The 24,738-nt window shown below is 62.0% G+C and carries 34 protein-coding genes and 1 pseudogene; all 35 read left to right on the forward strand.

What is annotated here, in order from left to right; all coding sequences use genetic code 11:
- Nucleotides 1-26 precede the first annotated feature (26 nt).
- The 35 genes and pseudogenes from IWX88_RS12360 (at nucleotide 27) to rplO (ending at nucleotide 24,682) form a co-directional block, all read left to right on the forward strand.
- The gene (locus IWX88_RS12360) at nucleotides 27-1,313 is read left to right on the forward strand and encodes a GspE/PulE family protein (RefSeq protein ID WP_196830762.1); all 1,287 of its coding nucleotides are present in this window, start codon (nucleotides 27-29) and stop codon (nucleotides 1,311-1,313) included.
- Entirely contained in the window at nucleotides 1,304-2,167 is an 864-nt protein-coding gene (locus tag IWX88_RS12365) for a hypothetical protein (protein ID WP_196830764.1), read from the forward strand. The genes IWX88_RS12360 and IWX88_RS12365 overlap by 10 nt, the downstream gene beginning before the upstream one ends.
- Before the next feature lie 125 nt (nucleotides 2,168-2,292).
- A complete protein-coding gene (locus IWX88_RS12370) occupies nucleotides 2,293-2,937 on the forward strand; it encodes a hypothetical protein (RefSeq protein ID WP_196830766.1) in 645 nt (214 codons plus the stop codon).
- A 1-nt stretch (nucleotide 2,938) separates the two neighbouring features.
- On the forward strand, nucleotides 2,939-3,763 hold the full coding sequence (locus tag IWX88_RS12375; protein ID WP_196830768.1) for an A24 family peptidase: 825 nt from the start codon (nucleotides 2,939-2,941) through the stop codon (nucleotides 3,761-3,763).
- A gap of 33 nt (nucleotides 3,764-3,796) precedes the next feature.
- Nucleotides 3,797-4,846, forward strand: a complete 1,050-nt coding sequence (pilM, locus tag IWX88_RS12380) for a type IV pilus assembly protein PilM (RefSeq protein ID WP_196830770.1) — start codon at nucleotides 3,797-3,799, stop codon at nucleotides 4,844-4,846.
- Nucleotides 4,843-5,508, forward strand: a complete 666-nt coding sequence (locus IWX88_RS12385; RefSeq protein WP_196830771.1) for a hypothetical protein — start codon at nucleotides 4,843-4,845, stop codon at nucleotides 5,506-5,508. Before pilM ends, IWX88_RS12385 begins: the two co-directional genes overlap by 4 nt.
- 1 nt (nucleotide 5,509) lies before the next feature.
- Nucleotides 5,510-6,235, forward strand: a complete 726-nt coding sequence (locus tag IWX88_RS12390) for a hypothetical protein (protein ID WP_196830772.1) — start codon at nucleotides 5,510-5,512, stop codon at nucleotides 6,233-6,235.
- A gap of 65 nt (nucleotides 6,236-6,300) precedes the next feature.
- Entirely contained in the window at nucleotides 6,301-7,233 is a 933-nt protein-coding gene (locus IWX88_RS12395; RefSeq protein WP_196830773.1) for a hypothetical protein, read from the forward strand.
- Between the two features lie 23 nt (nucleotides 7,234-7,256).
- Nucleotides 7,257-7,751, forward strand: a complete 495-nt coding sequence (locus tag IWX88_RS12400; RefSeq protein ID WP_196830774.1) for a DUF6121 family protein — start codon at nucleotides 7,257-7,259, stop codon at nucleotides 7,749-7,751.
- 323 nt (nucleotides 7,752-8,074) lie between these two features.
- Nucleotides 8,075-8,449: a 30S ribosomal protein S12 gene (gene rpsL, locus IWX88_RS12405; protein ID WP_130981949.1), complete on the forward strand. Its 375-nt coding sequence runs from the start codon at nucleotides 8,075-8,077 to the stop codon at nucleotides 8,447-8,449.
- Nucleotides 8,449-8,919 carry a 30S ribosomal protein S7 gene (rpsG, locus tag IWX88_RS12410; protein ID WP_185201722.1) on the forward strand — a complete coding sequence of 157 codons (471 nt, stop codon included), beginning with the start codon at nucleotides 8,449-8,451 and terminating at the stop codon, nucleotides 8,917-8,919. The genes rpsL and rpsG overlap by 1 nt, the downstream gene beginning before the upstream one ends.
- Before the next feature lie 120 nt (nucleotides 8,920-9,039).
- Nucleotides 9,040-11,157: an elongation factor G gene (fusA, locus tag IWX88_RS12415; protein ID WP_196830775.1), complete on the forward strand. Its 2,118-nt coding sequence runs from the start codon at nucleotides 9,040-9,042 to the stop codon at nucleotides 11,155-11,157.
- Between the two features lie 109 nt (nucleotides 11,158-11,266).
- The gene (gene tuf, locus IWX88_RS12420; protein ID WP_196830777.1) at nucleotides 11,267-12,460 is read left to right on the forward strand and encodes an elongation factor Tu; all 1,194 of its coding nucleotides are present in this window, start codon (nucleotides 11,267-11,269) and stop codon (nucleotides 12,458-12,460) included.
- A 131-nt stretch (nucleotides 12,461-12,591) separates the two neighbouring features.
- Nucleotides 12,592-13,560: a DNA topoisomerase IB gene (locus IWX88_RS12425; RefSeq protein WP_196830779.1), complete on the forward strand. Its 969-nt coding sequence runs from the start codon at nucleotides 12,592-12,594 to the stop codon at nucleotides 13,558-13,560.
- Between the two features lie 61 nt (nucleotides 13,561-13,621).
- Nucleotides 13,622-14,326 carry a YoaK family protein gene (locus tag IWX88_RS12430; protein WP_196830782.1) on the forward strand — a complete coding sequence of 235 codons (705 nt, stop codon included), beginning with the start codon at nucleotides 13,622-13,624 and terminating at the stop codon, nucleotides 14,324-14,326.
- 406 nt (nucleotides 14,327-14,732) lie between these two features.
- On the forward strand, nucleotides 14,733-15,041 hold the full coding sequence (gene rpsJ / locus IWX88_RS12435) for a 30S ribosomal protein S10 (RefSeq protein WP_196830784.1): 309 nt from the start codon (nucleotides 14,733-14,735) through the stop codon (nucleotides 15,039-15,041).
- A 7-nt stretch (nucleotides 15,042-15,048) separates the two neighbouring features.
- Nucleotides 15,049-15,699, forward strand: a complete 651-nt coding sequence (gene rplC, locus IWX88_RS12440) for a 50S ribosomal protein L3 (RefSeq protein ID WP_196830786.1) — start codon at nucleotides 15,049-15,051, stop codon at nucleotides 15,697-15,699.
- A gap of 4 nt (nucleotides 15,700-15,703) precedes the next feature.
- Nucleotides 15,704-16,453 (forward strand): 50S ribosomal protein L4, encoded by a 750-nt coding sequence (gene rplD, locus IWX88_RS12445; RefSeq protein ID WP_196830788.1) that lies wholly within the window; start codon nucleotides 15,704-15,706, stop codon nucleotides 16,451-16,453.
- Nucleotides 16,450-16,752 carry a 50S ribosomal protein L23 gene (gene rplW, locus IWX88_RS12450; protein WP_196830790.1) on the forward strand — a complete coding sequence of 101 codons (303 nt, stop codon included), beginning with the start codon at nucleotides 16,450-16,452 and terminating at the stop codon, nucleotides 16,750-16,752. The genes rplD and rplW overlap by 4 nt, the downstream gene beginning before the upstream one ends.
- A gap of 19 nt (nucleotides 16,753-16,771) precedes the next feature.
- Nucleotides 16,772-17,611 (forward strand): 50S ribosomal protein L2, encoded by an 840-nt coding sequence (gene rplB / locus IWX88_RS12455; RefSeq protein WP_196830792.1) that lies wholly within the window; start codon nucleotides 16,772-16,774, stop codon nucleotides 17,609-17,611.
- 12 nt (nucleotides 17,612-17,623) lie between these two features.
- A complete protein-coding gene (gene rpsS / locus IWX88_RS12460) occupies nucleotides 17,624-17,905 on the forward strand; it encodes a 30S ribosomal protein S19 (RefSeq protein WP_185201712.1) in 282 nt (93 codons plus the stop codon).
- Nucleotides 17,906-17,930: 25 nt separating this feature from the next.
- On the forward strand, nucleotides 17,931-18,362 hold the full coding sequence (rplV, locus tag IWX88_RS12465; protein ID WP_196830794.1) for a 50S ribosomal protein L22: 432 nt from the start codon (nucleotides 17,931-17,933) through the stop codon (nucleotides 18,360-18,362).
- Nucleotides 18,362-19,171: a 30S ribosomal protein S3 gene (rpsC, locus tag IWX88_RS12470; RefSeq protein ID WP_196830796.1), complete on the forward strand. Its 810-nt coding sequence runs from the start codon at nucleotides 18,362-18,364 to the stop codon at nucleotides 19,169-19,171. Before rplV ends, rpsC begins: the two co-directional genes overlap by 1 nt.
- A 4-nt stretch (nucleotides 19,172-19,175) precedes the next feature.
- Nucleotides 19,176-19,595 carry a 50S ribosomal protein L16 gene (gene rplP, locus IWX88_RS12475; protein WP_196830798.1) on the forward strand — a complete coding sequence of 140 codons (420 nt, stop codon included), beginning with the start codon at nucleotides 19,176-19,178 and terminating at the stop codon, nucleotides 19,593-19,595.
- Nucleotides 19,595-19,942 (forward strand): 50S ribosomal protein L29, encoded by a 348-nt coding sequence (gene rpmC, locus IWX88_RS12480; RefSeq protein ID WP_196830800.1) that lies wholly within the window; start codon nucleotides 19,595-19,597, stop codon nucleotides 19,940-19,942. Before rplP ends, rpmC begins: the two co-directional genes overlap by 1 nt.
- Nucleotides 19,942-20,238: a 30S ribosomal protein S17 gene (gene rpsQ, locus IWX88_RS12485; protein ID WP_196830802.1), complete on the forward strand. Its 297-nt coding sequence runs from the start codon at nucleotides 19,942-19,944 to the stop codon at nucleotides 20,236-20,238. Before rpmC ends, rpsQ begins: the two co-directional genes overlap by 1 nt.
- A gap of 31 nt (nucleotides 20,239-20,269) precedes the next feature.
- Nucleotides 20,270-20,638: a 50S ribosomal protein L14 gene (rplN, locus tag IWX88_RS12490; protein WP_196830804.1), complete on the forward strand. Its 369-nt coding sequence runs from the start codon at nucleotides 20,270-20,272 to the stop codon at nucleotides 20,636-20,638.
- A gap of 2 nt (nucleotides 20,639-20,640) precedes the next feature.
- A pseudogene (rplX, locus tag IWX88_RS13960) lies at nucleotides 20,641-20,976 on the forward strand (50S ribosomal protein L24); the annotation flags it as partial.
- A gap of 251 nt (nucleotides 20,977-21,227) precedes the next feature.
- Nucleotides 21,228-21,842 (forward strand): 50S ribosomal protein L5, encoded by a 615-nt coding sequence (gene rplE, locus IWX88_RS12500; RefSeq protein WP_196830807.1) that lies wholly within the window; start codon nucleotides 21,228-21,230, stop codon nucleotides 21,840-21,842.
- A gap of 81 nt (nucleotides 21,843-21,923) precedes the next feature.
- On the forward strand, nucleotides 21,924-22,322 hold the full coding sequence (rpsH, locus tag IWX88_RS12505) for a 30S ribosomal protein S8 (RefSeq protein WP_196830808.1): 399 nt from the start codon (nucleotides 21,924-21,926) through the stop codon (nucleotides 22,320-22,322).
- A gap of 6 nt (nucleotides 22,323-22,328) precedes the next feature.
- Nucleotides 22,329-22,865 carry a 50S ribosomal protein L6 gene (gene rplF, locus IWX88_RS12510; protein WP_196830809.1) on the forward strand — a complete coding sequence of 179 codons (537 nt, stop codon included), beginning with the start codon at nucleotides 22,329-22,331 and terminating at the stop codon, nucleotides 22,863-22,865.
- Between the two features lie 2 nt (nucleotides 22,866-22,867).
- Nucleotides 22,868-23,239: a 50S ribosomal protein L18 gene (gene rplR, locus IWX88_RS12515; RefSeq protein ID WP_196830847.1), complete on the forward strand. Its 372-nt coding sequence runs from the start codon at nucleotides 22,868-22,870 to the stop codon at nucleotides 23,237-23,239.
- A 32-nt stretch (nucleotides 23,240-23,271) separates the two neighbouring features.
- Nucleotides 23,272-23,934, forward strand: coding sequence for a 30S ribosomal protein S5 (gene rpsE, locus IWX88_RS12520; protein ID WP_196830810.1), 663 nt, complete (start codon nucleotides 23,272-23,274; stop codon nucleotides 23,932-23,934).
- Nucleotides 23,934-24,119: a 50S ribosomal protein L30 gene (rpmD, locus tag IWX88_RS12525; RefSeq protein ID WP_097060176.1), complete on the forward strand. Its 186-nt coding sequence runs from the start codon at nucleotides 23,934-23,936 to the stop codon at nucleotides 24,117-24,119. Before rpsE ends, rpmD begins: the two co-directional genes overlap by 1 nt.
- A complete protein-coding gene (rplO, locus tag IWX88_RS12530) occupies nucleotides 24,119-24,682 on the forward strand; it encodes a 50S ribosomal protein L15 (RefSeq protein WP_196830811.1) in 564 nt (187 codons plus the stop codon). Before rpmD ends, rplO begins: the two co-directional genes overlap by 1 nt.
- Nucleotides 24,683-24,738 lie beyond the last annotated feature (56 nt).

Below are 24,738 nucleotides of genomic sequence, written 5' to 3' on the forward strand. Positions count from 1 at the left end.
CTGAAATTCTTATCATTCGTGGCTTCATGCCGATCGAATGTCTCGATGAAATCACCGGGGATGCTGCCACCGATGAACTCCAGATCATAAAACTGATCGACAGGGGGATAATCACCGACGTCCAGGTCGCGTCTGCATTTGCCGCGCATGCCGATCTGCCTTTTGTGGAACTCGTCGATTTTCCCATCGATCGCACTGCTGTCTCTCTTGTACCCGCCGCGCTGTTCCGCTGCTATGACCTCCTACCGCTCTCGGTTGCTGGCGACACGATCACCGTTGCTATGACGAATCCTGGCGATATCTTTGCCCTCGATGACATCCGTGCCGCAACCCGGATGCGGGTAAATGCGGTGGTTGCGGAGCGCCAGGATCTGCGCAATGCCATGAATCGGCTGCTCCGGGCTGACGGGGAACTCAACGACCTCACTACGGCCCTCGAGGAAGAGGGCAGGCCTTCCGCCGACATGGGGCCGGTGAATCCCGAAGCCTTCGAAGACGACGCCCCGATCGTACGTTTGGTCAACCTGCTCATCAGCCAGGCGATCCAGGATCGTGCGTCAGACATCCACATCGAGCCCGCTGAGCAGGAGATGCGGGTGCGTTACCGCATCGACGGGGTGCTGCACGAGATGCAGCGAGCGCCCAAGCAGATCCAGAATGGCGTGATCTCCCGGCTCAAGATCGTGAGCGACATCGATATCGCCGAGCGTCGCAAGCCGCAGGATGGCCGCCTCTCGGTGATCCACGGTGGCCGCAAGGTCGACCTTCGCGTGGCTACTCTGCCCATGGTGTGGGGCGAGAAGGTCGTCATGCGAATCCTCGACAACTCCGGCTCGAGCATGAGCCTTAACGATCTCGGGTTGCTGAAAAGAAACGCCGAAGTCTATAAGAAGTCGTACTCGAAGCCGTATGGCATGATCCCCGTCACCGGACCAACGGGATCCGGTAAGTCGACGACGCTGTACGCGACTCTCCGCTCCGTGGCGAAGCCCGAGATCAATGTGATCACGGTCGAGGATCCGGTGGAATACCGCATGGACGGCATCAACCAGGTGCAGGTCAATCCGAAGGCTGGACTCACCTTCGCCAGCGCGTTGCGGTCGATTCTGCGGTCGGATCCGGATGTCGTGTTGCTCGGTGAGATCCGCGACCACGAGACCGCGCAGATCGCCATCGAAGCCTCACTCACGGCCCCCGCCGGTTCGCGTGTCGACCTCACGTTCAATGTGGCGGCCGACTCCCAGCCCTACGTCAAGATCACCACCACCACGTACACTCCTCAAGCCCCGACAGTGAGCTCGCCATGTTTCTAGACGCCAGATTCCGTAGGGTAGGAAAAGAGGAAAGCGGTGCCGCGCTGCTCGCCGCGATCGGGTTGACGGCGGTGGCGGCCATCATTGCGCTTACCGTGACCTCCAGCACGATTTACGCGGTAGGGTACAGCACGGCGATCCGCTCCGGGGTGCAGGCGCAGGCGGCGGCAGAGGGCGGAATCGACTTCGCGGCTGCCAGCCTGGGAACCCCAGCCGGGGGCTGTCTGACCCAGTACGTGAGCACAACCGCGCCGATCTTCACCGTGAACGTCTCTTACTCCAATGTTGACCCCTCGCCGGTGCCCGACGTCGACACTTCATGGGTGAGCGGATGCCCGACCACGACGGCGGTCAAGCGACTGAAGCGCAACTCGATCGGTACGGCGGACACCTTCGGGCTGGCGGGAAACGCCTCAGGCAATACACGCAAGTTGTCGGCGATCTACCCGTACACGCTCACTGCCTTGCCCTATCTCACGGGAACCGGCGCGTCTATCTATTCCTATGCTCAGACCGACACGACGGTCAACAATCTCACGATCACGCAGGGCGGAACCGTCCTCCCCGCCATCCAGTACCTGTCGGGCAGCATGAACTGCACCTCGGGGTCGACCATCAAAGGCAACGTCATTCTCGGATCGGGCGCGGCGTCACTCGCGAGCGGGTGTGTCATCGATGGTGACCTGTACGCATCCGGCACAATCGACTTGCAGAATTCGCGGGTATATGGCAAAGTGAGCCCGTCGACCGGAACCTATCCGTTGGTCGCGCTCTCCAACTTGGCCATCGTCGACGGGAGCGTCTTCGCCGCCGGGCCAGTGAAGTCTAGGGAGCGGTCGGAGGCAGCATCGTAGCCGGGCCAGGCGCCGGAGCGTCCGTCTTCTTGGACTCAACGACCGTTGGAGGATCCGTGGTCGTCGCCGGCACCGTCTCCAACAGCGGAACTGTTACGGGCACGATCACCCAGAACAATACAGGGATGGCCGTCCCAACTCTGCCATTTGTACCGGGCTGGGTCGATTATCCCTACCCCATCACCGACTGGCAGCCGGGAGGATTCGCAGAGATCCCCCTTTCCGGGAGCAGCTGCAGCGGACCGGGATTCATAGCCGCCATGACCACCGTGCTGGCGTCACTCACCCCCACGGTGCTGAACGCCAGCACCTGCAATCTCGACTTGAGCGCGCTGAGCTCCACACAGAACATGAACAGTGACCTGGTCATCATTGCCAACTCGTTCAAGCTCAGCAACAACAACTTCCAATCCGCCACGGCAATCAACCGCAAACTCTGGTTCATCATCCCCGATCGAGGCACCCTCAACAATCACGTTCCCGACTGCCCAAGCGGTGGCAGCTTCACCATGACCAACAACGTCACGATCGGCTCCAGAGTAGCGGCCATGATCTACTCGCCGTGCCCGGTCACCAACTCGGCGAACGTCTGGAGGGGCCAGATCTACTCAAGCTCAACGAAGACCTCCAACGCCTTCACGCTGAACTACGTGCCGATCGGCATTCCGGGGGTCAACCTATTTGCGGGGACGAACTCGAGCGAGACACCCACACCGTTCATCGCCGTCATTGGTCCTCGCACCGCGATTCGCACCCTCAACGCGGGGTAGCGTGACGGCCATTCTCGCGGGCAGTCTCGGATTGCTGATCGGGTCATTCCTCAACGTGGTCGCCCACCGCGTACCGCTCAGGCTGTCGATCGTATCGCCGCCGAGCGCGTGCCCCCAGTGCCGCAGCCGAATTCGGGGTTACGACAACATCCCTGTCGTCTCCTGGCTCCTGCTCGGTGGCAAGTGCCGAGATTGTCGGACGCCGATTTCGGCCCGTTATCCTCTCGTCGAGGCGAGTACTGCGGCGCTTTTTGGGCTTGTGGTGCTGTGGTTCTCGGCAACCCGCGTCCCGTCTGGCTTCAGCCGACCGTCAGAGGTCACCGCCACAACGCTCGCGCTTGTCGCCTTCCTGTATTTCGGGTCGATAAGCGTGGTGCTCACTCTCATTGACATCGATACTCACACGCTGCCCAATCGCATCGTGTTGCCGAGCCTCGTCGTTGGCACCGTACTGCTCGGTGCTGCGGCCGTACTCGGATCGGATTCCTCTGCGTTCATACGCGCTGTTATCGGCTCGGTCAGCCTGTTCTTGTTCTACCTAATTTTGGCACTCGTTAGCCCCCGGGGTATGGGTTTTGGCGATGTCAAACTCGCTGCGGTGATCGGGCTCTATCTCGGTTTCCTGGGTTGGGGGGAGTTGGTTGTGGGCGCCTTTGGTGCTTTCTTCATCGGTGGACTTTTCGGACTCCTGCTCATGGTGTTTCGGCGCGCAACCCGCAAGTCCAGTATTCCCTTCGGGCCATGGATGCTTGTCGGGGCCTGGATCGGGGCAATTTTCGGCAACTCGATCGCGCGTGGCTATCTTTCCGCAGTCGGATTGGCTTGACCCGCATTGTCGGGTCAGAAAAGTGAGATGAAAATGGCACGAAATGTTGTCGGCGTCGACATCGGAAGCACTTCGGTGCGAGCTGTTGAGGTGAGCGGTGCCTCGACCGGCAAAACGACGTTGGTTCGATTTCTTGAGCTGCCCCTCCCCGAAGGGGCTGTCAGCCGCGGTGAAGTGCTCGAACCGCATGCGGTCGGCGCCATAATCAAACGTCTGTGGTCGACTGGGGGTTTCAAGACCAAGAACGTGGCGCTCGGAATGGGCAACCAGCGGGTTCTCGCACGTGACCCCACAGTGCCGCGGGCGTCGCTCGCGCACATTCGCGAAGCTCTTCCATTCCAGGTGCAGGACATGCTTCCCGTGCCGGTCGCCGACGCCCTTCTCGACTTTTATCCGATCTCCGAGTCGGTGGGCGAAAATGGTCCCGTGGTGCATGGTCTGCTCATCGCGGCCATCAAGGATGCCGTGCTTGGCAACGTGAAAGCCATACAGGAGGCGGGCCTCAACCCGTTGAAGGTCGATCTGATTCCCTTCGCCCTGAGCCGAGTTCTCATCACCCGGCCTCAGGTGACAGGCACCATCGTGTTGATCGACGTCGGCGCAAATGCGGCCACTGTGGTCATCGCGACCGACGGCGTGCCACAGTTCGTGCGCATCATCCCCGCCGGCGGCGAGGACCTGACGCAGGCGCTGAGGCTCAGGCTCAAACTCGACGTGAAACAGGCGGAGGAGCAGAAGAAGCGCCTCGGACTTGCCCGCCAAGTCTCGACATTGGAGGAACGAAGGGTGGTCGCGATCCTCTACGAGGTCACCGGGGAATTGCTGGCGAGTCTGCGCAACAGCATCACCTACTTCACAACACTGCGGCCGCACGAACCCATTCGGCAGATCCTGCTCACCGGAGGTGGTGCGCAGCTCATCGGCTTTCAGAAGGCGCTTGCCGAGATCATGAAGCTCCCGGTCGTGGAAGCGGACCCGTTCTCGACGATCACCCTGGCGCGTTCGCTCGACGCCGACCAGATCAACCGCAGCCGCACATCGATAACGGTCGCGCTGGGACTCGCCCTGGGGAAGCTCTCATGAGCCGCCGCTTCGTGGCAGGGGCACTGGTCGTCGGAGGTGAGCCGAGCGCAGACCTCCTGCCACCGGAACTGCGGCTCTACAGCACAGCGCGAACGATTCGCAGGCGCCTCTGGTGGGGAGTCGCCGCGCTAGGCCTGGTGATGATCCTGGGAACGGGTGCGGCCGCTCTGGGGGCGATGCAGATGCAGGCGAACCTGACGACCGAACAGAACAGGACTGCCGCTTTGCTCGTGGAACAGCGCAAGTACGGCACTGTGCGATCGGTGCAACAGGAGGTGAGCCTGGTGGAAGCGGCACAGCTGGTGGGAACTTCCACCGAAATCGACTGGCAGAAGTACCTCAATCAGGTGCAGGCCACTCTGCCAGCCAACGTTATCCTCACCTCCGTCACTATCGAGGCGGGGTCACCGTTGCAGTCCTACGCTCAGGCATCGGTGCCCTCGCAGGGGGCGAGGGTGGCAACTCTCAGTTTTGCGGCCACGAGCGCGACCCTGCCCGAAGTGCCGGTCTGGCTGAACTCGCTCACCGGGCTTCCCGGCTACGCGGACGCATCCCCCGGATCGGTCATTCGCGATGACGTCACCGGCATTTACTCGGTCGCCATAACCATGCACATCAACGAGGCGGCCTTTACTAACCGCTTCGCGGCGAAGGGAAAGTGACATGGATTCGAACAGACTGTGGTCTATCGGTGCGGGACTTGCCATGGTGGTGGTGGTGGTCTTGGGTTGGTTTCTGGGAATCCAACCGCAGCTCTCCTCCGCGACCTTAGCCAGCGACGACCTGGCAGCCACGCAGACCCGCAACGACGCGAGCTCCGCTTCGATTGCCAAGCTCAAAACTGACTTCGAAGGAATCACCAAGCTCACCCGGGACGCCGCCGTCCTGCGCGAGTCCGTGCCCTCGAGCGCACAGATCTCGGCGTTCGTCACCGACCTCGACTACCTGGCGGGCGAACACCAGGTCGAAGTGAACTCCATCACCGTCTCCGACGCGAAGGCATACACACCCCCGGTCGTTGTCGCGGCGGCACCCGCGGTGGGAAATTCGGCGACTTCGTCTCCCACCGCGACGCCCGCTCCCACCAACGTGCCTGTCAGTGCTCCCGCAGCCCCCACGGCGCCCGGACTGGTGACAAACCCCAAGATCACCGCGGCAAACTTCATTGCGATACCGGTCCAGCTGTCCCTCAAGGGGCCGTACTTGAAGGTGCTGGAGTTCGTCAAGGGGCTGCAAACCGGTCCGAGACTTTTCCTCGTCACAACGATGTCGACCAAGCCACCGGCTGACAAGACCGCGGCGGGATCGGTTGACGCAACGGTCGGCGGATTCGTCTACGTGATTCTCGCGAACGGGGCGAGCGCTACAAGCGAGGCGAGCACCAAATAGGCGAGGCGTTGCTAGGCTGACGTGACCATCAGGGATGGCTTGGCCAGCCCGTGAGGAGCGACATCATGAGCAATGAGACACCCACCCCCCAAGGGGGCCTCCATCGAGGCGATGAGTCGACTGACGCCGTCGAGCCTCGGCCGACCACCACGGCACCCTCCGCGGATGAGCCAGTAGCAGCGGAGCAGGCAAACGGAAAGCCGGTCTACGACCTCGTCGAGGTTCCGCCAGCGCGGCCCTCCTCGCCGTCCGCGGCCGAGCCAGACGCCGCCGCGAGCGGTTCGGCAGCCGCGGAAACACCGCCGGCAGCCACGCAAGCACCGCCGGCAGCCACGCAAACACCGCCGGCAGCCACGCAAACAGGGCCAGCCTCAACGTCCGATGAGCCGCCGCCGCGCGCTGCGACATCCGCCGCCTCGATGCAGACCGTCTACGTGCCGGCACCGGTGCCGCCGATCAAGAAGGGCAATCGCGGGTTCGGTGTGCTCATCGCGTTGCTTTCCACCGTCGTCTTCACTGGACTATACGCATTAGTCATCGCCACAATCCGCGCGGTCGAGGTGGGTGTCTTCCAGTTCGACTTCTTTGGCTCGCTCGCCTTCTACACCCCCGCAATCTTCTTCTTCGTGGGCTTCGTGATCGTTGTGATGCTCGCCAACCGCGCCTCCTGGTGGTCCTACGTGCTCGGCAGCCTCTTAGTCGGGCTGTTCGTTTACTTCGGAACGGTCGCCACTGGACTGCTGGTCAACAACGTGCTGGGCGAGACAGCGACGGAGGCTGCCCGGTTGCTCGCCACCGCGCTCTCCAGCCCGTTCATCATCGGCGCCGCACTGGTCGCCCGTGAGGTGTCGATGTGGATGGGTGCGTTCATTAGTGCCCGCGGGCGCAGGATGAAGGCGCGCAACATCGACGCGCGCGAGACCTTCGATAGCGAGTCGGCGGCGCGTACGTCAGAATACGAGAAAGCCCGCTACGGCACGCCAGAAGCCACCGCCTGAGCTGCCGGGTGGGTGAACCGCGAGTGGATGCACGATCACGTTTTGCACGCACGATAGCGGTGTTCGCCGCCGTACTGTTCCTCGCGCTCGCCATCGCGGCCAGCGGCATCATCAGCTTGTTCGCCGACCGCGAGGTGCTCACTGAGCGGGATGCCGGGCCGCTCATCGCGCCGATCATGTTTGCCGTGGCGACCGCCGCACTTTACGCGATTCTCGTGGCTTTCGGCCGGCGGCGAGGGTTCCTCTTCACTGATGCCATCATCACCGCGGTGGTCACCTACTTCTCCTTCCTCATCATCGGATCAGCCCTCTACTCCCTCGGCAAGGGACAACTGCTTGTCTCTCTCCTTTTCTTCGGGTCGAATGCAATCGGACCGTTTGCGATCGCGGTCGCGGTGATCGCCTTCGTTGTCGCACTGGCCTTCCTGGTGTTGCTCTCCTATCGCGATGGCGGGGGAGCGGCGCGAACGCCCCGGTGGTGGTGGGAGAACCGTGATGATCACGACCGTCGCGAGTAAGCGGCCTTTCGATTTCTCGCTCAGGGACATGCGGAGTCATTTGACCGCGGGTGCAGGCAGCACGTAGTATGGGGAACGTGTGTGCCCTGTTGCGCGCCTGAATCGCGTCCAGTTCTTCCAGGCGCAGGACCGGCTCGACATCAGCCACACAAGCTGGGTTTGCGGGTCTGTGAAAGATCTTCAGCCCCCACGGCATACCATTCAGGATCGAACATTCTCGTGCGATTCGCGTGTGGTGCAAACCGATTCCGACGGACCTACAGAACGTCGGAACGGATGCTACGCAACATCTGTCACCGTGCAATAGATACAAGGAGTATGCAGTGCCCACCATTCAGCAGTTGGTCCGCAAGGGCCGTAGCCCCAAGGTCGTCAAGACCAAGGCGCCCGCCCTCAAGGGCAACCCGCAGCAGCGCGGGGTGTGCACCCGCGTGTACACAACCACCCCGAAGAAGCCCAACTCGGCGCTGCGCAAGGTCGCTCGCGTCAAGCTTTCCAACGGCACCGAGGTGACCGCGTACATCCCCGGCGAGGGCCACAACCTCCAGGAGCACTCGATGGTGCTGATCCGTGGCGGTCGTGTCAAGGATCTCCCCGGTGTGCGCTACAAAATCGTGCGCGGCGCGCTCGACACCCAGGCTGTTAAGAACCGCAAGCAGGCCCGTAGCCTCTACGGCGCGAAGAAGGACAAGAAGTAATGCCTCGTAAAGGACCAGCACCGAAGCGTCCCGTAGTCGCGGACCCGGTCTACGGAGCCCCGATCGTCAGCCAGCTCGTCAACAAGATCCTTCTTGATGGCAAGAAGGGCCTCGCAGAGCGAATCGTTTATGACGCGCTCGTCGGAGTGTCGACCAAAAACGGTGCGGATGCCGTAGTCACGCTGAAAAAAGCGCTCGACAATGTGCGCCCAACCATCGAGGTCAAGAGCCGCCGCGTTGGTGGATCGACCTACCAGGTACCGGTCGAGGTCAAGCCTCATCGCGCCAACACTCTCGCGCTGCGCTGGCTCACCACCTACGCCAAGGGCCGTCGCGAGAAGACCATGACCGAACGTCTCACCAACGAGATCCTCGACGCATCCAACGGCCTCGGTGCCGCGGTCAAGCGTCGCGAGGACACCCACAAGATGGCTGACGCCAACAAAGCATTCGCACACTACCGCTGGTAGACGCTGGAGCTGTGGCAGTCGCGCAAGCGATTGCGCGACGCCAGTCCCGAGGGAGCCTGCGACTGAAGTTTCAGGCACCTTCCCCAGCATCTATTCACTTCTGAACCGTAAGGACACCCCGTGGCACAAGACGTGCTCACCGACCTGAACAAGGTCCGAAACATCGGCATCATGGCTCACATCGATGCTGGCAAGACCACCACAACTGAGCGCATCCTCTACTACACGGGCATCACCCACAAGATCGGTGAGGTGCACGATGGTGCAGCCACGATGGACTGGATGGCGCAGGAGCAGGAACGCGGCATCACCATCACGTCTGCGGCGACGACCTGTTTCTGGAATAAGCATCAGATCAACATCATCGACACCCCCGGGCATGTGGACTTCACCGTCGAGGTGGAGCGGTCGCTCCGCGTGCTCGACGGTGCGGTTGCTGTGTTCGACGGCAAGGAGGGCGTTGAGCCCCAGTCCGAGACCGTGTGGCGTCAGGCTGATAAGTACGACGTTCCGCGCATCTGCTTCGTCAACAAGATGGACAAGCTCGGGGCCGACTTCTACTACACGGTCGACACGATCATCAAGCGCCTCGGTGCAAAGCCCCTCGTCATCCAGCTCCCGATCGGTTTTGAGAACAGCTTCGAGGGGGTCGTCGACCTCGTCGAGATGCGTGCGCTGACGTGGCGCGGAGACTCGAAGGGTGACGTCGAGCTCGGTTCTAAATACGACATCGAAGAGATCCCGGCCGACTTGGTGGAGAAGGCGAACGAGTACCGTGCCGCTCTTCTCGAGGTTGTCGCCGAGACCGACGACGTGCTGCTCGGGCGTTTCATGGAGGGTGACACCGATTTCTCGGTCGCCGAGATCAAGGCTGCGATTCGCAAGCTCACCATCTCGAGCCAGATCTACCCGGTGCTGTGCGGCTCCGCTTTCAAGAACCGCGGGGTTCAGCCGATGCTCGACGCGGTGATCGACTACCTGCCGACACCGCTCGACGTGCCAGCCATCGAGGCTCATGACCCCCGCGACGAAGAGAAGGTCATCCTTCGCCACCCGGATGCGACCGAGCCATTCGCCGCGCTCGCGTTCAAGGTCGCGGTTCACCCCTTCTTCGGCCGTCTCACCTATATCCGGGTCTACTCGGGTCGGGCCGACTCCGGAGCCCAGCTAGTCAACGCGACCAAGGGCAAGAAGGAGCGTATCGGCAAGATCTTCCAGATGCACGCAAATAAGGAGAACCCGGTCGACAGCGTCACGGCCGGTCACATTTACGCGGTCATCGGCCTCAAGGACACGACAACCGGTGACACACTCACCGACCCGACGAACCAGGTTGTTCTCGAGTCGATGACGTTCCCGGAGCCGGTCATCGAGGTTGCCATCGAGCCGAAGACGAAGGCCGACCAGGAGAAGCTGGGTCTCGCGATCCAGAAGCTCGCTGAGGAGGACCCGACGTTCCGCACGGAGCAGAACGTCGACACCGGCCAGACGGTGATCAAGGGAATGGGTGAGCTTCACCTTGACATCTTGGTCGACCGCATGAAGCGCGAGTTCGGTGTCGAAGCGAACGTCGGAAAGCCCCAGGTCGCCTATCGCGAAACGATTCGTCGTGTCGTCGAGAAGCACGACTTCACTCACAAGAAGCAGACGGGTGGCTCCGGCCAGTTCGCTAAGATCCAGATCTCGCTTGAGCCGATGGAGGTGACCGCCGAAAAGAGCTACGAGTTCGTCAACAAGGTCACCGGTGGTCGGATCCCGCGCGAGTACATCCCCTCTGTCGATCACGGCATCCAGGACGCGCTTCAGGTCGGCGTGCTCGCGGGTTATCCGATGGTCGGGGTCATGGCGATCCTGCTCGATGGTGCCTCGCACGATGTCGACTCCTCGGAAATGGCATTCAAGATCGCCGGCTCGATGGCGTTCAAGGAAGCGGCTCGTAAGGCCGATCCCGTGCTGCTCGAGCCGCTGATGGCCGTCGAAGTGCGTACCCCGGAGGAGTACATGGGAGACGTCATCGGCGACCTGAACTCACGTCGTGGGCAGATCCAGTCGATGGAGGACGCGACCGGCGTGAAGGTTATCGCCGCAAAGGTACCCCTGTCGGAGATGTTCGGCTATGTCGGAGACCTCCGGTCCAAGACATCCGGGCGCGCAGTGTACTCGATGTCGTTCGACAGCTACTCTGAGGTGCCGCGCGCGGTCGCCGACGAGATCATCCAAAAGAACAAGGGCGAATAGCTTCCGCTGTTTGTCCAAGTAAAATATCTAAATCCAAACCCCCGTAGCGCGCACGGCCCGAAACAATTCGAGCCGTGGGCGCCTACACCTAAGTCCTGAGGAGGACCAATTGGCGAAGGCAAAGTTCGAGCGGACTAAGCCACACGTCAACGTCGGTACCATCGGTCACGTCGACCACGGTAAGACCACGTTGACGGCTGCGATTACGAAGGTGCTGCACGACAAGTACCCGACGTTGAACGCTTCTTACGCGTTTGACCAGATCGATAACTCCCCCGAGGAGAAGCAGCGTGGAATCACGATCAACATCTCCCACGTGGAGTACCAGACGGAGAAGCGCCACTACGCACACGTAGACGCTCCCGGCCACGCTGACTACATCAAGAACATGATCACCGGTGCCGCCCAGATGGATGGCGCGATCCTGGTTGTTGCCGCCACTGACGGCCCGATGCCGCAGACGCGCGAGCACGTGCTGCTTGCTCGCCAGGTTGGTGTGCCGTACATCGTCGTCGCGTTGAACAAGACCGACATGGTGGACGACGAGGAGATCCTCGAGCTCGTCGAGATCGAAGTTCGCGAGCTGCTCTCGAGCCAGGAGTTCGATGGCGACACGGCCCCGGTCGTGCGCGTTTCTGCGCTCAAGGCACTCGAGGGTGACCCGGTGTGGGCGGCAACTGTTGCCGACCTCATGGACAAGGTTGACGAGTTCGTTCCCGAGCCCCTTCGCGAGATGGACAAGCCGTTCCTCATGCCGGTCGAGGACGTCTTCACGATCACCGGTCGTGGCACCGTCATCACCGGTCGTGTCGAGCGCGGAATCCTGCACCCGAACGACGAGGTCGAAATCGTCGGGATCAAGGAGAAGTCCTCCAAGACCATCGTGACCGCCATCGAGATGTTCCGTAAGACCCTCGAAGATGCGCGCGCCGGCGAGAATGTCGGACTGCTTCTTCGCGGAACCAAGCGTGAGGATGTCGAGCGCGGCCAGGTTGTTGTCAAGCCCGGTTCGGTCACGCCCCACACCGAGTTCGAGGCCAACGCCTACATCCTCTCGAAGGATGAGGGTGGACGTCACAACCCGTTCTACGCGAACTACCGCCCGCAGTTCTACTTCCGCACCACGGATGTCACCGGCGTCATCTCCCTGCCCGAGGGCACCGAGATGGTCATGCCTGGTGACACCACCGAGATGACGGTCAACCTGATTCAGCCGATCGCCATGGAAGAGGGCCTCCGCTTCGCAATCCGCGAGGGTGGCCGCACCGTCGGCGCCGGCACTGTCGTAAAGATTCTCAAGTAGCACCTGCACGGCGCTGATTCAAGCGCGAACGAAGGGCCGCATCCGCAGGGGTGGGGCCCTTCGTCGTTTCCCGCCCGGGTGAGACGCGGGTATCGAGATGCCGCCGCGACTCCGCCGCTTAGGGTGGAAGTATGCCCCGACTGCGCCGAAGTGACTTTTCTGCTGCCGGATTTCACCGGGCGCGGGCCGGTCGCGGCTTCTCCTACACCGACACGGGCGGGCATCCCATCACCGACCGAGAGCCTCGGGCTCGCATCGAACAGCTCGCCATCCCTCCGGCGTGGACGGACGTCTGGATCGCTCCCCATGCCAATGGACACATCCAGGCGACGGGCATGGATGCGGCCGGTCGCCGACAGTACCTCTATCACTCGAGCTGGCGTGAGCAGAAGGACCGGATAAAGTTCGATCGCGCATTGAGTCTCGCCGAATCGCTGCCCGCTGCGCGTCGGCGGGTGACGATGGACCTGCGATCACCCAGACCGACGCGCGAGCGTGCCCTCGCCACCGCGTTCCGCATGCTTGACACCGGCTCGCTCCGCGTGGGATCAGAGCAATACGCCGAGGCGAACGGCAGCCATGGCCTCGCCACTCTGCTTTGCTCGCACGTCACAGTCAGTGGCGACACGGTATTCCTGAGTTTTCCGGCGAAGAGCGGCCAGGAGTGGCAGTCAGAGATCACGGATGTCGACCTCGCCACAGGGGTTCGTGCTCTGAAGCGGCGCGGTCCGGACGCGCGGTTGTTGGCGTGGAAAGACGGGTCCACTTGGCATCCCGTTGTTGCCGCCGATATCAACGCCTATGTGAAGGAACGCACGGGTGGGGAATTTACCGCTAAGGACTTTCGCACGCTTCACGGCACTGTCGCGGCGGCGACCAGCTTGGCAAAGCACGGTGCCGAGCAGCGCAAGGCAGCGCGGGATCGTGCGTTGGCACAGGCGATGCGGGATGCCGCCCGGGTACTCGGCAACACCCCGTCCATCGCCAAGAAAAGTTACGTGGATCCGCGGATCGTTGACCACTATCGGGCGGGAATCACCATTGACCCCGCCCGGGTGAGCGCGGCAGAATCAGAGTTGCGAATCCTTCTTGTCGAGTAAATGTCCTCGCGAACGCGCAGCAGCACTCGAAGGGGGAGTCCATTCCGCTACCGTTAGATCGATGGCGCGCTTTCCTCTGCTCCCCGTCGGGCACCACTTCGTCACCGGCCTGCTGCTGTTGACCGCCTCTACCGGATGTATCGACGCGGTGAGCTACCTTGCGCTTGACCGTGTGTTCACCGGCAACATGACGGGCAACGTGCTCTTCATCGGGTTCAGCCTCGTGGGAGCGGGAACCGCGCTCATTGTGAACTATGCCATCGCGCTCGTCGGGTTCGCACTCGGGTCGATGATCGGCGGTCGAATCGTTGGGCAGTCGGCGAGGAAGGGGCTGCCGACCACCAGCCGCGCCATTCTGATCGCCGGAGCGGTGCTGATCATTGGATCGGCGATTTACTGGCTCATCGTCCAGACACTTCCGCACCCGGCTTTGCTCACCGTCACCGCCGTTCTTTCGGTGGTCATGGGAGCGCAGGTGTCCGCGGTCAAACCGGTTGGCAATTCGGATGTCACGACCATCGTCGTCACGAATACCCTCGCCAATCTGGCCCGTGACAGCCGACTCGCCGGAGGCACCGGCAAGAACTGGTTCCCGCGGCTCGCGGCTATTCTCGCCATGGGAATCGGTGCTGCGATTGGCGCCGCGGTGCATCTCTACTTCGGTGGCGCCGAGGCGCTCCTGGCCGGTGCAATCATCTTCACTGCCGGAATGGTGACCCTGGTGACCGCCAATCGTCGAACGGTGAAAGCGCTGGTCGACCGGTGATCGCCAGCCGACACTCCCAAAGCGACACGCCCGGGTTGCAGCAATGCGAAACCTGTGGCAGACTCTCCTAGTTCAACAAAACCGGCTTTGCGCCGGGATCACTGCCAGGCAGTGCACAGATGCGAGACCGTGCCGTTATACGCACAGCGTCACCATTTGGGCCGCGGGTAGCAGAACGCGACTTGATCGACTCCCTTGCACGCGGCAATAGCTGCGTGCGGCGCGAGGGCACTACGCCCGAACGCCGGGATGAGAGACATCCCAATGATCTATTGGGCAAGCAGTAATTGACACAACAACAGTGGTGCGCAGCAGCTGAGCAGGTAGCAGCGGTGAAGCAAACCGAGCATCCAATAGCCGAGCGCGCGCCGCGAAGCCATGATGCCTTAAAGAGAGTGAGTCACACATGGCGGGACAAAAGATCCGCATCCGACTTAAGTCGTATGACCACGAGGTCATCGACAGCTCGGCGCGCAAGATCGTCGACACGGTGACCCGTGCCGGTGCTACTGTCGTCGGCCCGGTTCCGCTGCCGACCGAGAAGAACATCATTGCGGTGATCCGTTCTCCTCATAAGTACAAGGACAGCCGCGAGCACTTCGAGAAGCGCACCCACAAGCGCCTCATCGACATCATCGACCCGACGCCGAAGGCCGTCGACTCGCTCATGCGACTCGACCTCCCCGCCGACGTCAACATCGAGATCAAGCTGTAGGCGACTGATGGCTACTACTAAGACAAGTAAGGGACTGCTGGGCAAGAAGCTCGGGATGACCCAGGTCTGGGACGCAAATAACAAGCTCATCCCCGTGACGGTCGTCGAGATCACACCGAACGTCGTGACCCAGCTGCGCTCCGAGGAGGTAGACGGCTACCTGGCCGTGCAGATCGCCTACGGCCAGATCGATCCGCGCAAGGTGAACAAGCCCGCGTCCGGTCACTTCGACAAGGCTGGGGTCACACCCCGCCGCCACCTCACCGAGGTGCGTACCGCGGATGCCGCCGAGTACACCCTCGGCCAGGAGATCGCGGTCGACATCTTCGAAGCCGGCCAAAAGGTCGACGTCGTCGGAACATCCAAGGGCAAGGGCTTCGCCGGAGTCATGAAGCGACACAACTTCAAGGGTGTCTCTTCGTCTCACGGTTCGCACCGCAACCACCGCAAGCCCGGCTCGATCGGTGCATCCTCCACGCCTTCACGCGTGTTCAAGGGAATGCGCATGGCCGGCCGCATGGGTGGAGACCGAGTCACCGCGATGAACCTCATCGTGCACTCAGTCGACCTCGAGAAGAACCTGATCCTGGTCAAGGGTGCTGTTCCCGGCGCCAAGGGTCGCATCGTCTTCGTCCGCAACGCAGTGAAGGGAGTGTAGGGCCATGGCCGACACAAACACGCTCGACGTCATCGACGCCCTGGGAAAGAAGGTCACATCCGTCGACCTCCCCGCGGAGATTTTTGACGTGCAGACCAACGTTCCGCTCATTCACCAGGTTGTCGTCGCCCAGCGCGCCGCAGCTCGTCAGGGCACGCACAACACGCTGCGCCGCGGTGAAGTATCCGGTGCCGGTCGCAAGCCGTTCAAGCAGAAGGGAACCGGTCGTGCCCGCCAGGGATCGATCCGCGCTCCTCAGATGACCGGTGGTGGAATCGTCCACGGACCGCACCCCCGCGACTACGGCCAACGCACCCCCAAGAAGATGATTGCGGCAGCATTGCGCGGCACCCTCTCGGACCGCGCCCGTGGCGGACGCATCCATGTCATCGACTCGCTCTCCGTCGGGGCTGTGCCGTCGACCAAGGCGATCGTCGCGCTGCTCGCCCGCATCGCGACTTCGAGCCAGGTGCTCATCGTGATCGAGCGCAACGACACCGTCAGCCAGAAGAGCGTGCGCAACATTCCTGGAGTGCACGTACTCACCTGGGATCAGCTCAACGCCTACGACGTCGTCGTGAGCGATGACATCGTGTTCACCAAGAGCGCGTTCGACGGGTTCGTCGCCGGCCCGGTCAAGACCGCACCGGTCGAGGCTGCCGAGGACGACGCTCCCGTTAGCAAGAAGCGCGTCAGCCCGGAGCGTGCAGCGGCACGCCGGGCACTAGCTACCACCGGGAAGGCATCCGCATGAGCATCGCAACCCAGAAAGACCCCCGCGACGTCATCCTGTCGCCGGTCGTTTCCGAGAAGAGCTACAGCCTGATCGACCAGGGCAAATACACGTTCGTGGTTGACCCGCGTTCGAACAAGACCGAGATCAAGCTGGCGATCGAGAAGATCTTCAGCGTCGAGGTTGCGTCGATCAACACCCTGAACAAAAAGGGTAAGACCCGCCGTACCAAGTTCGGTCTCGGTAAGCGCAAAGACACCAAGCGCGCGATCGTGACCCTCAAGTCCGGTTCCATCGACATCTTCACCGCTGTCGGCTAAGGACCGAGGAGAGAAAACCATGCCTATTCGTAAGTACAAGCCCACGACTCCCGGTCGTCGCGGTTCCTCGGTTGCAGACTTTGCCGAGATCACGCGCTCGACCCCGGAGAAGTCACTTCTTCGACCGCTGCCCAAGACCGGTGGCCGTAACAACGCCGGTCGCATCACGACCCGTCACATCGGTGGTGGCCACAAGCGCCAGTACCGCGTGATCGACTTCAAGCGCAACGACAAGGACGGCGTCAACGCCCGCGTCGCTGAGATCGAGTACGACCCGAACCGCACGGCGCGCATCGCGCTGCTGCATTTCGTGGATGGCTCGAAGCGCTACATCATCGCCCCGAACAAGCTCAACCAGGGTGACATCATCGAGTCGGGTTCCGGCGCAGACATCAAGCCGGGTAATAACCTGCCGCTGCGCAACATCCCGGTCGGTACCGTCATCCACGCGATCGAGCTGAAGCCAGGCGGGGGAGCCAAGATGGCTCGCTCGGCCGGAGCATCCGTTCGACTCGTCGCCAAGGACGGCCCGTACGCACAGCTTCGCTTGCCGTCCGGTGAAATCCGTAACGTCGATGCGCGCTGCCGCGCCACGATCGGCGAGGTCGGCAACGCCGAGCAGTCGAACATCAACTGGGGAAAGGCCGGCCGGATGCGCTGGAAGGGCGTTCGCCCGACTGTGCGTGGAGTCGCCATGAACCCGGTCGACCACCCACATGGTGGTGGAGAGGGCAAGACCTCCGGTGGACGCCACCCGGTCAGCCCGTGGGGTCAAAAAGAGGGCCGCACCCGCCACATCAACAAAGAGAGCGACAAGCTCATCGTCCGCCGCCGCAATGTCGGCAAGAAGCGCAAGTAGGAGTTGTAAAGGATGCCACGCAGTCTTAAAAAGGGCCCCTTCGTCGACGACCACCTGTTTCGCAAGGTGGCCAAGGCGAACGAAGCCAGCAGCAAGAGCGTTATCAAGACCTGGTCACGTCGCTCGATGATCATTCCGTCGTTCCTCGGTCACACGATCGCGGTGCATGACGGACGCAAGCACATCCCGGTGTTCATCACCGAGACGATGGTTGGGCACAAGCTCGGAGAGTTTGCTCCCACCCGCACCTTCCGTGGACACGAGAAGGACGACAAGAAGGGTCGTCGCCGCTAGCGCGGGGACGGAAAGGTACAGAGAAATGGTTGAATCCATGGCTCGCGTGAAGCACATTCGCGTCACTGCCACCAAGGCTCGTCGTGTTGTCAACATGATCCGCGGCAAGCAGGCGCACGAGGCACTCGCGATTCTGAAGTTCGCGCCGCAGGGCGCGAGCACTCCCGTCTACAAGCTCGTCGAGTCGGCCATTGCCAACGCGCGGGTCAAGGCGGATGCCAGCAACAGCTACCTGGATGAGCAAGACCTGTTCGTCTCATCGGCATACGTCGACGAGGGAACGACACTCAAGCGCTTCCAGGCCCGTGCACAGGGTCGCGCATTCCAGATTCTGAAGCGCACCAGCCACATCACGATCATCCTGGCCACGCCGGACCAAAAAGACACCGCTGTTGCGACTTCGCAGCGTCCATCGGCCGCGCAGGGTTCAACAACTGCGAAGGCAGGGAAGAAGTAATGGGACAGAAAGTAAACCCCTACGGGTTCCGCCTGGGCATCACCACTGACCATGTGTCTCGGTGGTTCTCAGACAGCACGAAGGTCGGACAGCGCTACAGCGACTTCGTCGCCGAAGACATCAAGATCCGCAACTTGCTCAAGACCTCCCTCGACCGCGCCGGAGTGGCACGCATCGAGATCGAGCGCACCCGCGACCGTGTCCGCGTCGACATCCACACCGCCCGCCCGGGCATCGTGATTGGCCGTCGTGGCGCCGAGGCGGAGCGCATTCGCACCGATCTCGAACAGCTTTCGGGCAAGCAGATCCAACTCAACATCCTCGAGGTGAAGAACCCCGAAGCCGAGGCCCAGCTCGTGGCACAGGGAATTGCGGAGCAGCTCAGCGCTCGCGTCGCGTTCCGTCGTGCGATGCGCAAGGGTCTGCAGGGTGCCCAGCGCACCCCGACGGTCAAGGGTGTGCGCATTCAGGTCTCCGGTCGTCTTGGCGGTGCTGAGATGAGCCGCTCCGAGTTCTACCGCGAGGGTCGCGTTCCGCTGCATACTCTGCGCGCGAACATCGATTACGGCTTCTACGAAGCCAAGACCACCTTCGGGCGCATCGGCGTGAAGGTCTGGATCTACAAGGGTGACATCACGAACAAGGAGCTCGCTCGCGAGCAGGCTAACGCCAAGTCAACGCGCCCCGAGCGCCGCGACGACCGTCGTGATGGTGCCCGCGATAGCGGACCGCGTCGTGGAGCTGCTCCGGCAGTTGCAACCGCTCCGAAGGCAGATGCTGCTCCGGCAGCAGTAGCAGTGGAGGGCTAGAGCCATGTTGATTCCCCGCAAGGTCAAGCACCGTAAGCAGCACCACCCGGGCCGTAGCGGCCAGGCGACCGGTGGTACAACGGTGACGTTCGGTGAGTACGGCATCCAGGCCATCACTCCCGCCTATGTGACCAACCGCCAGATCGAGGCAGCTCGAATCGCGATGACCCGTCACATCAAGCGCGGTGGGAAGGTGTGGATCAACATCTACCCCGACCGCCCGCTTACCAAGAAGCCAGCTGAAACCCGCATGGGTTCCGGTAAGGGCTCCCCCGAGTGGTGGATTGCCAACGTCAAGCCGGGTCGCGTGCTCTTCGAGCTCGCCGGCGTCAGCGATGAGGTCGCGCGCGAAGCGCTCACCCGTGCCATCCACAAACTGCCACTCAAGGCACGCATCATCAAGCGCGAGGAAGGCGACGCATAATGGCGATCGGTTCCAAAGAGCTCGCTCCAGACGAGCTAGACACATTCGAAGATGAGCGACTCATCGACGAACTCAAGAAAGCCAAGGAAGAGCTGTTCAACCTGCGCTTCCAGTCGGCTACCGGCCAGTTGGACAGCCACGGTCGACTTCGCGCGGTCAAGCGCGATATTGCCCGCGTCTACACGGTGATCCGTGAGCGCGAGCTCGGTATCCGTGCCACTCCGGCCCCGGTTGAGGTAGCCCCTAAGGCTGCAAAGAAGACCAAGAAGACAGAGGAAGTCGCTCCGGCGGCTGCCGAGTCGGCTGCTGTTGACACGGCTGCCACATCCGCCGAGGAGAAGAAGTAATGGCAACCGAAATCACACGCACTGACGCCGCAGAGACGGCGGCCGACCGCGGCTACCGCAAGACCCGTCGTGGCTATGTCACGAGCGACAAGATGGACAAGACCATCGTCGTCGAGGTCGAGGACCGCGTAAAGCATCCTCTCTATGGCAAGGTCATCCGCCGCACCTCCAAGGTGAAGGCGCACGACGAGGCCAATGCGGCCGGAATCGGCGACCTCGTCATCATCAACGAAACCCGTCCGCTCAGTGCTACGAAGCACTGGCGCCTGGTTGAGATCCTCGAAAAGGCCAAGTAGGCCCGCGCCTACTTCGTATAAGGACACCTAAATGCTTCAGCAGGAATCCAGGCTCAAGGTCGCCGATAACACCGGTGCCAAGGAGCTGCTCACGATTCGCGTACTCGGTGGCTCCGGCCGTCGTTATGCCGGCCTTGGCGATGTCATCGTCGCCACGGTAAAGGATGCGATCCCTGGCGGCAACGTCAAGAAGGGTGACGTCGTCAAGGCGGTCATCGTGCGCACCAAGAAAGAGACCCGTCGCCCCGACGGCTCATACATCAAGTTCGACGAGAATGCCGCTGTTATCCTCAAGGCCGACGGCGACCCTCGTGGCACCCGCATCTTCGGACCGGTCGGTCGCGAACTTCGCGATAAGAAGTTCATGAAGATCATTTCGCTTGCACCGGAGGTCTTGTAACCATGGCGAACATCAAAAAGGGCGATCTCGTCCAGCTCATCAGCGGCCGCAGCCAGCCTCGCGGTGGCGACCGTGGCAAGCAGGGGCGGGTGATCGAGGTGCTTGTGGAAAAGAACCGCGTCGTCGTCGAGGGACTCAACTACATCACCAAGCATGTTCGCGTCGGCCAGAGCGACCGCGGCACCAAGACCGGCGGCATCGAGACGCGCGAAGCGCCGATCCATGTGTCGAACGTGCAGCTGGTCAATCCTGATACCAAGCAGCCGGCTCGCGTCGGCTTCACGGTCGAAACGGATGCCACGGGCAAGACCACCCGCACGCGGTACTTCAAGGACTCGCGTCGCAAGCCCGTCAAAGCGTCTGCAAAGAAGGCTGACTCCAAGAAGGCCGACAGCGCACAGGCCGACAACACAGAAGCCGATACGGCCGAAGTTGTCGCTGACGTCGTTGTCGTCACCGATGGAATCGTGAGTGGCGAGGAGTCCACGACTCCGGTCGCGACCGAAGCCGCCGCCCCGAAGGTGAAGGCAGCTCCCAAGGCGAAGGCCGCACCCAAAACCACCAAGGCAACTGAGAAGGACGCCGACTAATGACTGACACTGCAACTGCAGCTGGCACGGCACCTGTCAAGGCAGCCCAGCCGCGTCTCAAGCAGAAGTACAAGACCGAGATCTCTGCCCAGCTGGCGAAGGACTTCGGCTTCACGAACGTGCACCAAGTGCCCGGAATCGTGAAGATCGTTGTGAACACCGGTGTCGGCGAGGCTGCTCGCGACGGCAAGATCATCGACGGGGCTGTCAAAGACCTCACCGCGATCACCGGCCAAAAGCCTCAGGTCACCGCCGCTCGTAAGTCCATCGCGCAGTTCAAACTCCGCGAGGGCCAGCCGATTGGCGCCCATGTCACGCTTCGCGGTGACCGCGCCTGGGAGTTCCTCGACCGGCTCCTCTCGCTCGCGCTTCCCCGCATCCGCGACTTCCGTGGCCTGTCGGACAAGCAGTTCGATGGCAACGGCAACTACACCTTCGGTCTCACGGAGCAGTCGATGTTCCACGAGATCGACCAGGATCGGATCGATCGCGTTCGCGGCTTCGACATCACCGTCGTGACCACCGCCCGAAACGATGATGAGGGTCGCGCGCTGCTCAAGGCGCTCGGCTTTCCATTCCGCAACGCGGAGAACACCCCCGCACAGGCCAGATAATTTCGTCCACAGCACCACCGATCATCAAGGTCGCCAATTTTGTAAGAGTTGGCGAAACCGGGTGAGGAAGGCATGACCATCATGACAATGACAGATCCGGTCGCAGACCTGCTGACCAGACTGCGCAATGCTAATTCGGCATACCACGACACCGTGTCAATGCCGAACAGCAAGCTCAAGGCTCACATTGCTGAGATCCTCAAGAACGAGGGCTATATCGGCGGATGGAAGGTCGAAGACGCGCGCGTCGGCCAGACTCTCACCATCGACCTCAAATACGGACCAAACCGTGAGCGCTCCATCGCGGGAATCAAGAGGGTCTCGAAGCCCGGCCTCCGTGTGTACGCGAAGTCGACCGAAATCCCTCGTGTTCTCGGTGGCCTCGGCGTTGCCATCCTCTCGACATCATCCGGCCTCCTCACGGACCGCCAGGCGTCGAAGAAGGGCGTGGGTGGGGAAGTCCTCGCCTACGTGTACTGAGCAGCCATGTCGCGAATTGGACGCCTTCCCATTGCGATCCCCACTGGGGTCGATGTCACGGTGACCGGCTCAGCCGTCACCGTCAAGGGCCCGAAGGGTGAGCTCGCGCTCACCGTCGCCAGCCCGATTGAGGTCAAGATCGAGGACGGCCAGCTTCTGGTCACTCGTCCGGACGACGAGCGCGAGTCGCGCTCGTTGCACGGCCTCACCCGAACTCTGATCGCTAACCAGATCATCGGTGTCACGACCGGCTACTCGAAGGGTCTTGAGATCGTCGGCACCGGTTACCGTGTGCTCGCGAAGGGCAGTTCCTTGGAGTTCGCCCTCGGATTCTCTCATTCGATCACGGTCGATCCCCCGGCGGGCATCTCCTTTGCCGTCGAAGGCAACAACAAGCTGACGGTGCACGGCATCGACAAGCAGGCTGTCGGAGAAGTTGCCGCCAACATTCGTAAGTTGCGTAAGCCGGAGCCCTATAAGGGCAAGGGCGTTCGCTACGCAGGCGAGGTAGTCCGCCGCAAGGCCGGAAAGAGTGGTAAGTGATCATGGCTCTCGGAACTAGAGGCAAGAGCAAGTCGGCCGCAAAGGGCCGCAGGCATGCACGTCTTCGCAAGAAGATCGTCGGAACCGAACTTCGACCGCGTCTCGTGGTCACGCGTTCAGCCCGCCACGTCTTCGTGCAGGTCGTCGACGACAGCAAGGGTTTCACTCTCGCCTCGGCATCGACCCTCGAAGCAGACATGCGCACATTCGACGGTGATAAGACCGCCAAGGCGCGCAAGGTGGGCGAGCTCGTCGCCGTGCGTGCACAGGCCGCCGGCATCGCCGCCGTTGTATTCGATCGTGGTGGAAGCAAATACGCGGGTCGCGTCGCTGCCATCGCCGAAGGCGCCCGCGAAGGGGGACTCGACCTGTGAGCGACACGACTAACACCAGCAAGGAGACACCTGTGGCAACCGAAGCCGAACCGACCGTCTCGGTCGTCGAGACTGCGGCCGCAACCGAGCCGGCTGCGAACGAGCCTCGCGAGGCGCGCCGCGGCGGACGCGAGCGCAACCCTAACCAGCAGCGCGGGAGCCGCGACTCTGAGAAGAGCCAGTTCCTCGAGCGCGTGGTCACCATCAACCGCGTATCCAAAGTCGTCAAGGGTGGTCGTCGCTTCAGCTTCACCGCCCTCGTCGTTGTCGGCGACGGCAACGGACTGGTCGGCGTGGGATACGGCAAGGCCCGCGAGGTGCCGACTGCGATCTCCAAGGGCGTCGAGGAAGCGAAGAAGAACTTTTTCCGCGTTCCCCGCGTCGGCGTGACCATCCCGCATCCAGTGCAGGGCGAGGCCGCCGCCGGCGTCGTGCTACTTCGGCCGGCATCTGCCGGGACCGGAGTTATTGCCGGTGGACCCGTGCGTGCCGTACTCGAGTGCGCCGGAATCCACGATGTGCTGAGCAAGTCGCTCGGATCGTCCAACACGATCAACATCGTGCACGCAACCGTTGCAGCCCTCAAGCAGCTCGAGGAGCCGAGTGCGGTCGCCGCACGTCGTGGTCTGTCGCTCGAGGATGTTGCACCTGCGCGCCTCTTGCGTGCCCAGGCTGATGCAAAGGCAGGTGTCTGATGGCTGCTCGCCTGAAGGTGACCCAGATCAAGTCCAAAATTAGTGAGAAGCAAAACCAGCGCGACACCCTGCGGAGCCTCGGGCTCCACCGCATCGGCGATGTCGTGGTTCGCGAAGACAACTCGCAGAACCGCGGCTACGTTCGCACCGTCGCTCACCTGGTCAAGGTCGAGGAGATTGACTAATGGCTGAAAATACGAAATCTGCTACAGCCACCGCGGCAGCCCCCAAAAAGGCAACTGCCCCCAAGGCGACGGCGACCAAGTCCGCACCGGCCAAAAAGGTAGTGCAGCCGGTCACTGAGGCGCGTCCGCAGGTGCTCAAAATGCATCACCTCCGTCCGGCTCCCGGTGCGAAGAAAGATCGCACCCGAGTGGGACGTGGTGAAGGATCCAAGGGAAAGACCGCGGGTCGTGGAACCAAAGGAACGAAGGCCCGCTATCAAGTGCGCGTCGGGCTCGAGGGTGGAAACCTGAACAGCATCATGCGTACTCCGAAGCTGCGCGGCTTCAAGAACCCCTTCCGCGTCGAATACCAGGTGGTGAACCTGGAGAAGCTCGCAGAGCTGTACCCCTCCGGAGGCGACGTAACCATCGTCGATCTCGTGGCCAAGGGTGCCGTGCGCAAGAACGAGAAGGTCAAGGTTCTTGGCGATGGTGACATTGCGGTTAAGCTCAATGTTGCAGTTGACAAGGTCTCCAGCTCCGCTGAGCAGAAGATCGTTGCAGCGGGCGGTTCCGTAAACTGAAGTCGCCGCCGGGCCTCGGCCCGGCGTTCGACCGAGTCGTAGCCGTCCAGGTGGCC

The organism is Frigoribacterium sp. CG_9.8 (assembly GCF_015751965.1).
GTDB lineage: Bacteria > Actinomycetota > Actinomycetes > Actinomycetales > Microbacteriaceae > Lacisediminihabitans.